We start from the raw sequence: 13,994 nt of genomic DNA on the forward strand, positions 1-13,994 counted from the left end.
GCGATAGGTCTAGCTCGACCGGGACAGGTGCGACGCCCGCTCGTGGAGAGCCAGCTTCGCGAGGAGGTCGCCCCAGACCAGGCGGTGGTCCACGCCGGTGAAGACGACGCGGGTGGTCGGGCCTGCCGGATCGCTGTGCACCTCTGAGCGCGAGGACTCGGTGGTCAGCGCCGTCACCAGCAGTGGCGGGCTGTCCCCGATGGGCCACACCTCTCCCAGCTCGACCACGTCAGGCAGGTACAGGGTGGAGAACCGCTCCCAGAGCCAGCGGCCGAGGGCACCGCTCGAGCACAGTCCGTGCTGGAGCTCGGCGACGGACACGGTGCACTGGCGGTAGGTCTCAACGGGGAACTGCACGACCTCCAGGCCCGGGTGCTCGAGGACGAACTCGGCCGCCGCGGGGTCGGTGTCCCGGTTGTACTCGGGCGTGGTCGCGTCGAGCGCACCTCCGACCCAGACCAGCGTGAGCTTGCCTGCGATGGAGGGGTCTCGACGCAGGGCGGCCGCGAGGTTGGTCAGCGGTCCACCGCACACGAGGTGCAGGGGCAACGGGTCGTCGCGGTTCGCCTCTGAGACGATCGCCCCGACGGCGTCAGCCACCGGTTCGTCGGGGCTCTCGAGCGTGAAGGGTGACTCGGAACCGGCTGCGACTGTGGGCCGTTCCGCGCTGCCCACTTCGTCGACGAGGCGGCGGGCGAGGGCCGCGCCGTCGGCCGCCCGGCTGACCGGCGAGCCGAACTGCGGCGCGAGGAACGAGCTCGTCACGGCCACGACGCGGTTGGCCGGGGACAGCAGGTGATGTGCCAGTGCCACCAGTCCGTCGGGGTCGCCGGTCCAGTCGTTGTCGACGACGACCCGGCAACGCGGGCGCACCTTCAGGCCAGTCACATTCATCGGCGTGCCTCGTTTCCGGCGGCACGCACAGAGCCCGTCACTGGTGATCGTCCGCGTTGAAGAAGAGGGCCGGCTTGTCGACAGGCGAGGGCTCCTCGATCGTCGCCGCGAAGGCGTGCCGGCCGGACCCGACCTCTACCGGAGCGCTGCCGTCAGGCAGCACGACGTGTGCCGTCGTGTTCGGGGGAACGGTCACGTCCAGGCTGAAGACGGTTCCGTTGGAGAGCGTCCAGGCCACGGCCGCAGGGCCATACGGCGTCTCGTGCCTCGCCGAGGCGGACGTCACTCCGGGGCCCGGTCGAGGTTCGACGCAAAGCCGCCGGTAGCCGGGCGCAGCAGGGGCGAGCCCTGCCACGGTGCGGTGCAGCCAGTCGGCCACGGCGCCGAAGGCGTAGTGGTTGAACGACGTCATGCCGCCGGGGTTGATCGATCCGTCGGGCATCAACGAGTCCCACCGCTCCCAGATCGTGGTGGCGCCCATCGTGACCGGGTAGAGCCATGAGGGGTTCCCGCGCTGCAGCAACAGCTCGTACGCCGTCGCCAGCTCACCGGCGTTCGTGAGCGCGTCGGTCACCAGCGGCGTGCCGAGGAAGCCGCTGGCGATGTGGAAGCCGTCCTTGAGCACCTGCTCGGCCAGCAGCTTGCCCGCATGCTCACGCTGCTGGGAGCTCAGCAGGTCGAACTCCAGGGCGAGGGCGTACGCCGTCTGTGACGGAAAGGCCACCCGCCCCGTGGGTGTCACGTACTCGGCGCGGAAGCGCCCTGCCGCGCGCTCGGCCAGGTCGGCGTACCTGCTGCCGTCGAACCCGAGAACGTCGGCCGCCCGGGCCACCGTGCGCGCCGACCGGGCCAGGTAGGCGACTGCAACGCACTGCCACGGGGTGCGAGCCGCAGCCGGGTTGTCAGGCGGGGCAGCGGTGTCCAGCCAGTCACCGAACGAGAACCCGCCCTCGGGGAAGTCAAGGTCCGCGCCGGCCCGCTGCTCGAAGACATCGACCCAGCCGGTCATCGAGGCCCATTGGTCGGCGAGCAGGCCGGCGTCGCCGGTGCGCTCATAGAGCCCCCATGGAACGACGACTGCCGCGTCACCCCAGCCGACGTCTGCCGCCAGCGGGAAGGGCAGCAGGTCCAGGAAGGGGACGAACATCGGCACGATCCCGTCGTGGTCCTCCAGCTGCTCGACCGCGAGGTCGGCCAGCCAGGAACGCAGCATCCCCGATGCGTCGAAGAGGAACGATGCCGAGGGCGCGAAGACCTGCAGGTCTCCGGTCCAGCCAAGTCGCTCGTCCCGCTGCGGGCAGTCGGTGGGCAGGTCGACGAAGTTCCCGCGCATGCCCCAGACGACGTTCTCGTGAAGCCGCTCGACGTCAGGGTCGGAGCAGGTGAACGTGCCGGTGCGCCGCAGGTCGCTGTGCACGACGACAGCCTCCAGCGCGTCGGCGGTCAGCTCACCCGGCCAGCCCATGACCTCCGCGTACCGGAAGCCGTGGAAGGTGAAGTGTGGTTCCCAGGTGCGAGGTCCGTTCCCGTCGAGGACGACCACGTCGGTTGCGTCGGCGGCGCGGAGCGGTCGCACGCCGAGCTCACCGTGCTCGAGCACCTCTGCGTGGCGGATCGTGATCTCGGTGCCGGCCGGGGCGTCGGGCAGGTGGAGGCGCAGCCAGCCGACGAGGTTCTGGCCGAAGTCCACGATGGTCCTGCCCGAAGGCGAGCTGCTGATCCCGTGCACCGGGACGGTCTCCACGCGCCTCACCGGCGGCCCCGTGGGGGCGACGAGGGTGGACACGTCGAGGGACCCGAGCTCCACGGGCGTCCAGCCCGTGTCGTCGAAGCCGGGGGCGGACCACCCGGTGTGCTCTCGACGGAAGTCGACGGTCTCCCCCTTGTAGAGGTCTGCCCGGGTCTGCGGGCCGAGGGTGGAGCGCCACGACCCGTCCGTCGTGACGACGGTGCGCGTTCCGTCGGGGTGCTCCACCTCCAGCTGCGCGAAGGCAGCTGTCCGGTCTCCGTACAGCTGTCGCTTTCCCGTGAAGCCGAGATACCCGCGGTACCAGCCGTCGGCCAGGCTGATCCCGAGGGCGTGCCGTCCGGGGCCGAGCTGCGCGGTGACGTCGTAGGTCTGGTAGCGGAGCCGGTGCCGATAGCTGGTCCACCCGGGCGCCAGGACCTGGTCGCCGACGACGGCCCCGTCGAGCTGCGCCTCGTACACGCCGTGCGCGGTCGCGTACAGGCGAGCGCGCACGACGGGCTGGTGCAGCTCGAACTCACGACGGAGCACCGCCACCGGCTCCCCCGCGTCGCCGGGCGCCGGCAGCAGCGGCTGCACCAGCTGAGCCGTCCAGTCGGACGCCTCCAGCAGCCCCGCCTCCACGGAAACGTCCTGGCTCCACGGCGACGGCTCGGCCGCGCCCTCCCCCCAGACGCGTACGCGGACGGCTCGCCGCTCGCGGCTGGTCAGGGGCGGCGCCCCCCACGGGACGAGGACCGACTCGGCCGTCTGGATCCGACCGGACGACCAGACGGCGCCGTGCGCCGGCTCGACCTGCACCTCGTAGGCTGCCTGGCTCCAGTCCGGGGTGTCGGTCTGCGTGACCCAGGACAGTCGCGGCGTGGCCTCGCCGATGCCGATCGGCTCGCGGTGGTGCTCGACGGTGACCGGCTGCACGGTGAGCTCGCTGGTCGCCCGCCCAGCGGCCGACGCCACGGCGCCTACCGCTGCAGTCGCCTCGTACGTCGCGCCCGTCCCGGTCGTCGTCACTGGGGTGTCTCCTCGTCGATCGTGCAGGTGAACGCGTGCTGGCCGGGTCCGGCCGCGTGTGTGGTGCCGTCGGGCAGCGCGACCTCGGCCTCCGTGCCGGGTGGGACGAGCACCTGCAGGTCGAAGGTGCCCCCGGACAGTCGCCACGCCGACTCGATCCGCCCGTATGGCGACTCGTGCGCCGCCTGGGCGTGGACGAGCCCGCCTCCCGGCCGGGGCCGGACGCGGAAGCGCCGGTACGCGGGCTCGACCGGCTCGATGCCCGCCGTGTAGCGGTGCAGGAAGGAGATGACGGCGCCCTTCGAGTAGTGGTTGAGCGACTCGTGGGCGACCCCCTCCGGCGAGATGCCGTCCCACCGCTCCCAGACCGTGCTCGCGCCGCGGTCCACCATGACCAGCCAGCCCGGCTCGCTGTCCTGGAGCAGCAGCTCGTAGGCGACGTCGAGGTGTCCGGTGTCTGCGAGCACCGGCAGCAGCTGCGGCGTCGACAGGAAGCCGGTGCCCAAGTGGGTGTCGGCCTTGCGGATGAGCTCGACGAGACGCTCGCTCACCTCTTGGCGGGCTCCGGTGGGGACGAGGTCGAAGGCGAGCGCTCGCACGTGGTTCGCCTGCGTGTCGGGCGTGAGCATGCCTTCGGAGTCGAGGTACTCGGCCTGCCAGGCGCGGCGCACCTGCTCGCTGAGCCCGGCGTAGCGAGCGGCGTCCTCGTCCTTGCCGAGGACGCCGGCGATGCGCGCCATCAGTCCCGCGCTGTACGCGTAGAAGGCGGTGGCGACATCCCCCTTGTCGGCAGCCACGAAATGGTCCATGGGCCCGGGGCCGTCGCCGGGTTCGAGCCACTCACCCCAGTGGAAACCGGTGTCCCAGAGGTACTCCTCGTGGGGGTCCGGCACCGGTCGCTCGGCCGCGCGCGCCGGATGCCGCTGCTCGCGCGCCATCCGTTCGGTGCGATCCATCCAGCGGACCATGGTCGGCCACAGCTCCGTGAGGAGCTGCTCGTCGCCGTACGCGCGGTAGATCTCCCACGGCACGATCACCGCGGCATCGCCCCAGCCCGCTGACCCGTTGAGGAACGCGATCGGGCCGTCGCGGCCCTCGTGCCCCGGGGTCGGGCTGACGTTGGCGACCGTGCCGTCGGGCCACTGCGCGACAGCGACGTCGCGCAGCCACTTCGTCGACAGTCCGGCGACGTCGTAGAGGAAGGCTGCGGTCGGTGCGTACAGCTGCCAGTCGCCCGTCCACCCGTGCCGCTCGCGGTGCGGGCAGTCCGTCGGGATGTCGCAGGCGTTTCCCCGGAAGCTGCGCACCGCCGCCTCGTGGAACGCGTCGAGCCGGGCGTCGCTGCTCGAGAACCACCCGGTGCGGCGCATGTCGGTGTGGACGAACACGCCGCGCACGTCGTCCGTGGTCAGGGCCGAGGGGTGGCCCTCGATGCGGACGTACTGGAAGCCGTGGGTGGTGCGCCGCGGCTCGAAGACGTCACCGTCGCGGCCCGCGGACACGACGCGGTCGACCTGCCCGGCCGGGAGCCGGTGTGGCAGGAAGGGTAGGTCCGGCTCGAGGTTGTGCACGGTGACGTCGCCGTCGGCGTCGAGCCATTCACCGTGGGTCAGCGTGGTCGTCGTCCCCTCCGGCCCCAGGTCCGAAAGCCGCACCCACCCGTTGATGTTCTGGCCGAGGTCGACCACCTGTCGCCCGTCCTGCAGCCGGGTCACCGACACCGGCACGATCTCCTCGACGCGGCGCACCGGCGGTGCGGGCGAGTCGACGAGACCGGCGAAGCCGTGGTCGACGACCAGCACCTCGTCCCAGCCTGCCTCGTCGAAGCCCGGGGACGCCCAGTCTTGGTCGATCCGCGTGAGGTCCCACCACTCTCCGGCGATGAGGTCGGCGGCGACGACGTGTCCCAGGGCGCTGCGCCAGCCGTCGCCGGTGCCCAGCACGGTGGTGCTGCCGTCGTCGTGCACGAGCTGCAGCTGGGCGAGGAGGGCCAGTCGGGTGCCCCACTGGTCGGCCGCACGGGTGACGCCGGTCTGTCCGCGGAACCAACCGTCAGCGAGCACGACGCCGATCGCGTTGCGCCCCAGGGCCAGTGAGTCGGTCACGTCGTGCGTCTGCACCTGCAGGCGTTCGTCGTACTGGGTATAGCCCGGCGTCAGCTCGGCGTCGCCGACGCGCGTGCCGTTGAGGAACGCCTCGTACATACCCTGCGCCGTCGCGTGCAACCGAGCGGAGGCGACCGGGCGCTCGACGTCGAACTCGAACCGCAGCAGCGCGGCCGGTCGCTCCCCCGGCGCACCCTCGGGCATCTGGCCTGGCTCGACCCACGAGACGGCCCAGTCATCCGTCCAGAGAAGGCCGGTCTCGAACCACGCTGCGCCAGAGACAGCGCTCTCCCCCAGGTCGGTCAGCACCGCCACCTGCCACTCGACCCGCTGGGCGGAGGCGAGGGGCGGGCCGCTGTAGGTCACGAGCAGGCTCTGGTCGCTCTCGACCCATCCCGAGTCCCAGTCGTTGTCGGCCGTGATCCGGTACTCGTGCTGCCGGCGAGCGCCGTCGGGGAGCCTCCACGACAGCCGGGGCGCGGTCGTCCGGATGCCGAGTGGCAGGTCCAGGTGCTCGACGCGCAGCGAGTGCGGAGCCGTGCTCACCGGCGGCGCAGGCGCTTTCGGCGCGGTCACGGGTGCGGCACCGTGAGCCGGTCGAGCAGCTGCGGGACCCGCTCGGCGTGGTGGCACGCCGCCGACGTCCCGTCAACGGGTCGGAGTGCGGGCCGCTCGTCGACGCAGACGTCGGTCGCCAACGGGCATCGCGGCGCGAACGGGCACCCGCCTGCAGCCGGCTGTGCCACTCCGGCGGAGCCGATGCCGAGGGACTCTCGGGCGGCCCGCCGGGCGGCCTGCTCGGCGGGGCGGGGCACCGGCGCGGCCGCCGTCAGCGCGGCGGTGTACGGGTGCCGGGAGTGCGAGGTCACGGCCTCGACCGGTCCGGTCTCCATGACCTGGCCGCGGTAGAGCACGACGGACCGCTGCGCCAGGAAGCGGACCACCCCGAGGTCGTGGGCGATGAACAGGAACGCCAGTCCGCGCTGGTCGCGCAGGTCTGCCAGCAGGTTGAGCACCTGGGCCTGGGTCGACAGGTCGAGGGCCGACACCGGTTCGTCGAGCACGACGACCTTGGGGTCGCAGACCAGGGCCCGGGCGATGGCGATCCGCTGGCGCTGCCCCCCGGAGAACTGGGTCGGGTAGCGGTCGACGGCGTCACCGGGCAGGCCCACCGACTCCAGCCCGGCGCGAGCCTTCTCCCACGCCTCCGTACCCTTGAAGCCCGTGAGCCGCAGCGGCTCGACGAGCGTCTGGCCGATGGTGCGTGCCGGGTTGAGCGATGAGTACGGGTCCTGGAACACCACCCGCAAGTCGGCCACGAGCCGGCTGCGCTGCTTGAGCGACATCGACGTGATGTCACGCCCGTGCAGCCGGACCGTGCCTCCGACCGGCGGATGCAGACCGAGGACCGCCTTGCCGATCGTGGACTTGCCCGAGCCGGACTCGCCCACCACCCCGAGCGTCTCGCCGGGCCAGATGTCGAAGCTGACACCATCGACGGCCGCGGGGGCGCCGCGTCCGCGACGGCCCGAACCGTAGCGGACCACGAGGTCGCGCACCTCGAGGACCGGAGCAGGGGCGTCGGCACGTGCAGCAAGGCCGGTGGGAGCAGCGGCGGGCGAGGTGGTCATGGGGAGACTCCGGCTGTCGTTGAGGTGGGTGACGTCGGCGAGGACGGTCGCGAAGATGCGGGTGCGCAGCTCCGCTCCTGCGGCCTTCGAACGTCGGGGCCGGTCTTGGGCGACGCGTCGTCGGCGTCCCACGCGACGTGGTCCCGGGCGAGCTCGTCGACTCGGACGCAGCGCACCAGGCCACCGTCGTGGACGGGCAGCACCGCGAACGGTTCGTGACACTGTGTCCGCGCGAGCTGGCACCGGGTCGCGAAGCGGCACCCGGTAGGCCATGAGCCCGGCGGTGGCACCGTGCCGGGGATCGACGCCAGGCGCAGCGGCACCGGGACACCCTCGGGGACGTGCGGGTTGGCCCCGAGCAACGCCATCGTGTACGGGTGGGCGGCGTCGTCGAGCACCGCTGCGGCAGAGCCGGACTCGACGACCTCGCCGGCATACATGACCACGACGTCGTCACAGATGTCCGCGACGACGCCGAGGTCGTGGCTGACGATGATCACCGACAGGCCGGTGTCGCGCACGAGGGCACGCAGCAATGACAGGATCTCCGCCTGCACCGTGACGTCGAGCGCGGTCGTGGGCTCGTCGGCGATGAGCAGCTTCGGCTCGCCGGTGAGGGCGAGCGCGATGCAGACACGCTGTGCCATGCCCCCCGACAGCTGGTGCGGATAGCTCTTGAGCACCCGATCCGCGTCGACGATGCCGACGCTGCGCAGCAGGTCGGCGGCGATCGCCTGCGCCTGGGCCCGACCCGCGCCACGCAAGCGGCGGATCGGCTGGGTCAGCTGGTGGGCGATGGTGAACATGGGGTCCAGGGCGACCATCGGCTCCTGGGAGATCATCGCGATCTCCCGGCCCCGCACGCCCTTGAACTGCTCGGCGAGCCCCACGAGCTCCCGTCCCTGCCAGCGGATCGAGCCCCCGGAGACCGAGACACCGTCGGGCAGCAGACCCAGCAGCGAGCGGGCCGTCATCGTCTTGCCGCAGCCGGACTCTCCGACGAGCCCCAGCACGCGGCCGGGGCGCAGGGCGAAGCTCACGCCGGTGACCAGCTGCGACCCGTCGTCCACGGCGATAAACAGCTCACGCACCTCGAGGACGGCGTCGGGGTCGGCAGGGGCCCACGTCGACGACGAGACGAGGCGGGTCCTCCCGCTCCGTGCTGGACCCGCTCCGCGCCCGGGCGAAGACGACGAGCGTCCGCACGATGGAGCACCTGCGCCGCTGGGGCATCGCCGACCGACTGCGCGCGGCCGCCCCCATTCCGGTGGACCACGCGCAGGACGTCGTCTTCGTGACCGGCCTCTTCGGTCACGAGATCACCCGGTTCGAGGACGCCTTCGGGCTCTGGACCACGCGCCGTGACATTGCCGCCGAGCCCGGACAGCAAGCACCCCAGCCGGTCGTCGAGGACGTTCTCCGCGAGGCCTGCGCCGAGCTGCCGACGGTGACGCTCCTCGTCGGCTGGAGCGCCACGTCGGTCGTCGACGGGACCGGCGGCGCACGGGCCGTCCTGGAGGACACCCAGGGCCGCTCCCACGAGGTCTCCGCCGAGTACCTGCTCGGTTGCGACGGAAGCGGCGGCGTGAGCCGGACGGCCATCGGCGTCCGGTACGAGGGCGCGTCGGGAACGGTGCCCAACCTGTCCATCACGTTCCGGAGCCGGGCCCTGGAGGAGCGGGTGCTGTGCGCGCACGGCATCCACTACTGGGTCATCGGGGCCCGCCACGGCGGTCTGATGGGCCGCCTCGACCTCGACGGCACCTGGTGGGCCATCCTGCAGGGCATCGACGAGGACGTCGCAGACGTCGACGCGGTTGCACTGGTGCAGTCCCTGGCGGGCGACGACATCGACGTCGAGGTGCTCGCCACCGACCCGTGGTCGGCGCGGATGCTGCTCGTCGACCGCTACCGGGGCGACCGCGTCTTCCTCGTCGGAGACGCCGCACACCTGAACCCGCCCTGGGGAGGGCACGGTTTCAACACCTGCGTGGGCGACGCCGTCAACCTCGGGTGGAAGCTCGCCGCGGTGCTGCAGGGGTGGGCCTCGGAGACCCTGCTGGACAGCTATGAGGCCGAACGGCGGCCGGTGGCGCAGCGCACCATCGCCGCTGCCGGCGAGCAGGAGGCCTTCCTCGCTCCCTCCTTCGCCGCAGCCGACCTTGACGCCGACGGCCTCGCCGGTGCGGCCAAGAGGGCGGACATCGCCCGCGCCCTGCAGGCCAAGGACCCGGAGTTCCACAGCCTGGGTCTGGTCCTGGGCTACGACTACCCGACCTCACCCGTGGTCGTTTCCGGCGAGACCATGGCGGTCGAGCAGCCGGTGAACAGCTTCGAGCCGTCAGGCCACCCGGGGGCACGGCTGCCGCACGCCTGGCTGCCCGGCGGCGCGTCGGTCTACGACCTCCTCGGTGAGGGTTTCACGCTGCTGCGTCTCGCCCCCGGCGCCGACACCGACCCGCTTCGCGACGCTGCCACGCGTCTCGGGGTGCCGCTGAAGGTCCTGGACCTTGCGCACCTGTCGCAGCTGCGCCCGCTCTACGGCGCCGACCTCGTGCTCGTCCGACCCGACCAGCACGTGGCCTGGCGCGACGAGCAGGTCGCCGACGCGCACGACCTCCTTCAGAGGGTGGTCGGCGCGGCAGGGGGTCCGACCGCCTGCGACCCGGCGCCGTTGCCACTCGACGAGATCGTCCACTGACCACCTTCACCGCTCAAGGAGATTCACGATGCAGTCACGACTCGGGACGATGGCCACCGAGCGCCCCGAACGCTATGCCAAGCAGCTCGCCGGGCACTGGGCGCGCAAGGGCAGCGCGGGCGAGGAGGACGGCGCGACGGTCATCCGCTTCGAGACCGGCCAGGTCGTGCGGATGTGGCCGGACGGTGCCCGGCTGCGAATCGAGGCGTCGGTGCCGGCGGACGGCGACCCGGACCGCTTCGCCCAGGTCGTGAAGGACCACTTGGAACGGTTCGGCCAGCGGGAGGAGCTCGACGTCGTCTGGGAACCCGCGGAGAGCGGTATCGGCGCGGGCGTCGACGAAGGACGCGCCGGCATACGCACCATCCCCAACGGCTTCCTCCTCGGCGTGGCGACAGCCGGTCACCAGGGCGAGGGGCAGAACACCAACAGCGACACGTGGTTCCTCGAGCACACCACCCCCTCGGTCTTCCGCGAGCCGTCGGGACAGGCGTGCAACGGCTACGAGCTGTGGCGCGAGGACATCGACCTGGTCAAGGCGATGGGCCTCGACGCGTACCGGTTCTCAGTGGAGTGGGCGCGCGTCGAGCCCGAGGAGGGCGTCGTCGACGAGAGCGCGCTCGACCACTACGAGTCGATGGTCGACCGTTGCATCGAGCTTGGCCTGGCCCCAGTCGTCACCTTCAACCACTTCACATCCCCGCACTGGTTCGCCGCGGAGGGCGGCTGGCTGGGCCCGCGAGCCGCGGAGCAGTTCGCGCGCTACTGCGGGTGGGTGACCGACCGCTTCGGCGACCGCCTCGCGTATGCCGTCACGCTCAACGAGCCGAACCTGCCGCGTCTGCTGTCCTGGCTCGACCTGCCCGACTTCGTCCGCGACCTCGAGCGCGCCACGCTCGACGCGGCGTCGGCGGCGGCCGGCGTCGAGCGCTACCGCGCCGGCAATGTCATGGTTCCCGAGGAGATGGACGCCATCGGGGATGGCATGACAGCCGGTCACCGCGCCGCCCGAGCGGCGATCAAGAGCCGCCGCCCAGAGCTCCCAGTCGGCTTCTCCCTGGCGGTCGTCGACGACCGCGTCGTCGGGGACGACCCCTCGTTCCGCGACCGCAAACGGGCGGAGGTCTACGAGCGCTGGCTCGAGCTGGCCCGTGAGGACGACTTCCTCGGTGTGCAGAACTACGAGAGCCGTTGGTACGACGGCGACGGCGAGGTCGCACCCGCGGCGGGCACACGGATGAACGGCATGGGATCGGCCATCGAGCCCACCTCACTGGCCGGAGCGGTGCGGTACGCCCACGCGGAGACCGGCGTGCCGATCCTCGTCACCGAGCACGGCATGCAGACGGCCGACGACACCGAGCGGGCCGGCTTCATCGAGCCCTCGCTGGGAGCGCTGCTCGCGGCGACGGATGACGACGTCCCGGTGCTGGGCTACCTGCACTGGACGCTCATGGACAACTTCGAGTGGATCTTCGGCTACGGCGCGCAGCTCGGTCTGCACGAGGTGGACCGAGAGACCTTCGTGCGTACGCCCAAGCCCAGCGCCCGTGCGTACGCGGCCATCGCCAGGGCTCGCCGCGTGCGTTCCTGACTCGCCGATCTCGACACCTCGTGCAACATGCTCGTGGCAGCCTCGCATCTCCGCAGGTCAGAGGATTGACACTGGATGAGTCGGCCGATACGCCGGGGATTGCCAGCGGAGACTTCCGGCGGGCTTCAGGTGGTGCCCCGAGCTGGAACATCGTGGCGCAGGAGGGTGCTCGTCACCGCCACGCTGCTCGCACGGGCGATCAGGGCCGCGTGGGTCAGAACGGATACGGCGCGATGTCGGTCCGAACGGTGAGCCACTGGGTTTCGGTGAAGGCCTCGATGTTCGCGCTGGCCCCGCCGAAACGGGAGCCGGTACCAGACGCTGCGACGCCACCGAACGGGGCGTTGGCCTCGTCGTCCACGGTCTGCTCGTTGATGTGCACGATTCCACTGGGGATGGCATCCGCGAGCTTCATGGCTTCACCGACGTCGCCGAGGATGCCGACGGACAAGCCGTACTGGCTGTCTGACGCGAGGGCGATGACCTCATCGACGGACGAGAAAGGGCGAACTGGTGCGACCGGACCGAAGATCTCCTCCCGCCAGGCGGGCATCTGCTCGGTGACCTGGGCCAGCACCGTCGGGCGGTAGAAGAGCGCTTCGAACGTGCCGCCCGCGGCGAGCTTGGCGCCTTGGCCGACAGAGTCCTGCACCAGCTTGTCGATCTTGCGCAGCTGCCCCTCGTCGATGACCGGACCGAGCGCGACCTGTCCCGCAGCGGGGTCGCCGACGGGAAGGTGATCGGCAGTCGTGGCGAGCGCGTCGACGTAGTCGTCGTGCAGGCTCTCGTGCACGAGGTGCCGACCGGCGGTCATGCAGATCTGACCCTGGTGCATGAAGGAGCCGAAGGCCCCCGCGGAGACGGCCTTGGTCAGGTCGGCTCCCGGCAGCACGATGAGGGCGTTGTTCCCGCCCAGCTCGAGGTGCGTGCGCTTGAGGTGCTGCGCGCCGAGGGCCCCCACTGCCCGTCCAGCGGCGGTCGAGCCGGTGAACGACACGACGCGCACCTCGTCGGCGGCGATCGCCGCCTCACCCGTCTCGCGGCCGCCCGGGATCAGCTGCAGCAGGCCGTCCGGCAGCCCGGCCTCGCGGAAGATCTGCACGAGCGCGACTCCGCCGCCGACGGTCGTGCGCGGATCCGGCTTGAGGAGCACTGCGTTGCCGAGTGCGAGTGCGGGCGCCACCGAGCGGATCGACAGGATGAGCGGGAAGTTGAAGGGGGCGATGACGGTCACCACACCGGCGGGTCGCCGGCGGGCCAGGCTCCACCGCGGCTGGTTCGTCGCCAGCACCTCACCGGCCGGATGGGTGGGCAGGGCGGCCGCCTCGTAGCACTCGTCAGCAGCGATGTGGGTCTCGAGCCCGGCCTTGGTCGGGATCGACCCTGCCTCCTTGACGAGCCACGACTGCACCTCCTCGGCGTGCTGCTCCCAGAGGGCTCCGGCGCGTCGCAGGACTGCCGCCCGCTCGGACGGCGGCCTGGCCGCCCACTCGCGCTGGGCGATCGCCGCCTCCCGTGCGGCGCGCGCGACGTCGCCGGCCGTCGCACGGCCGACTGCGCCGAGCTCGTCACCCGAGCCAGGCGATGTGACGGTGATCCGCCCGCCAGAGCCGGGAACCCACCCGCTCACGAAGATGCTGTCGTGCCAGCCGGTCCCGATGATGGTCATGGCCCACGCTCCTAACTCACCATGCGATCATTTCCGTCCGAGGATCCCCTCGCAAGACCCTGGGTGTCCCTCTCGGGCACGGCGCGCCGGCACCGGTTGCGGATGACAACCGAGTCGATGCCCCGAGGGCGAGCAGGTGCGAGAGCATCGGCCTCGCCGGCCCTCCTCCGACACCCGCAGGCCAGCGGCCGGATAGGGGATGAGTCGGCCGATACGCCGGGTTCTGTCCCGCGGCGCCGTTGCCGGCATCCGCGGTGGCGGCCATCCATCTGGGCCGACCATTGCTGGCCGGCTCGAGCGTCCTACCCGCGCACTCGACCGGGCCGGTCTCCCGACGCCCGAGGGCGTCGATCGTGCGCTGTCTGGACTTGCTCCGGGTGGGGTTTACCGAGCCGCTCCAGTCACCTGGAGCGCTGGTGGTCTCTTACACCACCGTTTCACCCTTACCGGGGGCCGAGGCCTCCGGCGGTCTGTTCTCTGTGGCACTGTCCCGCGGGTCACCCCGGGTGGCTGTTGGCCACCACCCTGCCCTTCGGAGCCCGGACGTTCCTCGGCAGGGCCGAAGCCCTGACGCGACCGCCTGGCCGACTCATCCGCGCACCAGCATAGGGGTCCTGACGCGTGGGGCCCCATTCAGCACAG

The 13,994-nt window shown here is 71.6% G+C and carries 8 protein-coding genes and 1 other RNA gene; 2 read left to right on the top strand and 7 right to left on the bottom strand.

The window, feature by feature from the left end:
- Positions 1-9 precede the first annotated feature (9 nt).
- The 5 genes from AC3A5R_RS00650 to AC3A5R_RS00670 are packed head-to-tail and all read right to left on the bottom strand — an operon-like array spanning position 10 to position 8,479.
- Complete coding sequence (locus AC3A5R_RS00650) at positions 10-894, bottom strand: nucleoside hydrolase (RefSeq protein WP_487618862.1); 885 nt, start codon at positions 892-894, stop codon at positions 10-12.
- A 37-nt stretch (positions 895-931) separates the two neighbouring features.
- Entirely contained in the window at positions 932-3,652 is a 2,721-nt protein-coding gene (locus tag AC3A5R_RS00655; RefSeq protein ID WP_487618863.1) for a family 78 glycoside hydrolase catalytic domain, read from the bottom strand.
- Positions 3,649-6,333 (bottom strand): family 78 glycoside hydrolase catalytic domain, encoded by a 2,685-nt coding sequence (locus AC3A5R_RS00660; RefSeq protein WP_487618864.1) that lies wholly within the window; start codon positions 6,331-6,333, stop codon positions 3,649-3,651. Before AC3A5R_RS00660 ends, AC3A5R_RS00655 begins: the two co-directional genes overlap by 4 nt.
- The gene (locus tag AC3A5R_RS00665; protein ID WP_487618865.1) at positions 6,330-7,388 is read right to left on the bottom strand and encodes an ABC transporter ATP-binding protein; all 1,059 of its coding nucleotides are present in this window, start codon (positions 7,386-7,388) and stop codon (positions 6,330-6,332) included. Before AC3A5R_RS00665 ends, AC3A5R_RS00660 begins: the two co-directional genes overlap by 4 nt.
- Entirely contained in the window at positions 7,385-8,479 is a 1,095-nt protein-coding gene (locus tag AC3A5R_RS00670) for an ABC transporter ATP-binding protein (RefSeq protein ID WP_487618866.1), read from the bottom strand. The genes AC3A5R_RS00665 and AC3A5R_RS00670 overlap by 4 nt, the downstream gene beginning before the upstream one ends.
- A 68-nt stretch (positions 8,480-8,547) precedes the next feature.
- Here AC3A5R_RS00670 and AC3A5R_RS00675 point away from each other — a divergent pair, with 68 nt between their 5' ends.
- Together AC3A5R_RS00675 and AC3A5R_RS00680 are read left to right on the top strand one after the other, a co-directional pair.
- Positions 8,548-10,089: an FAD-dependent monooxygenase gene (locus tag AC3A5R_RS00675; protein ID WP_487618867.1), complete on the top strand. Its 1,542-nt coding sequence runs from the start codon at positions 8,548-8,550 to the stop codon at positions 10,087-10,089.
- Between the two features lie 28 nt (positions 10,090-10,117).
- The gene (locus AC3A5R_RS00680) at positions 10,118-11,683 is read left to right on the top strand and encodes a family 1 glycosylhydrolase (protein WP_487618868.1); all 1,566 of its coding nucleotides are present in this window, start codon (positions 10,118-10,120) and stop codon (positions 11,681-11,683) included.
- 214 nt (positions 11,684-11,897) lie between these two features.
- On the opposite strand, the gene AC3A5R_RS00685 is transcribed toward AC3A5R_RS00680, so the two are convergent.
- Both AC3A5R_RS00685 and rnpB read right to left on the bottom strand, forming a co-directional pair.
- On the bottom strand, positions 11,898-13,352 hold the full coding sequence (locus tag AC3A5R_RS00685; protein ID WP_487618869.1) for a benzaldehyde dehydrogenase: 1,455 nt from the start codon (positions 13,350-13,352) through the stop codon (positions 11,898-11,900).
- A gap of 196 nt (positions 13,353-13,548) precedes the next feature.
- Positions 13,549-13,944: RNase P RNA component class A (rnpB, locus tag AC3A5R_RS00690), an RNA gene on the bottom strand.
- Between the last annotated feature and the right edge of the window lie 50 nt (positions 13,945-13,994).

The sequence above is a fragment of the Intrasporangium sp. Soil_C_50 genome (assembly GCF_057656595.1).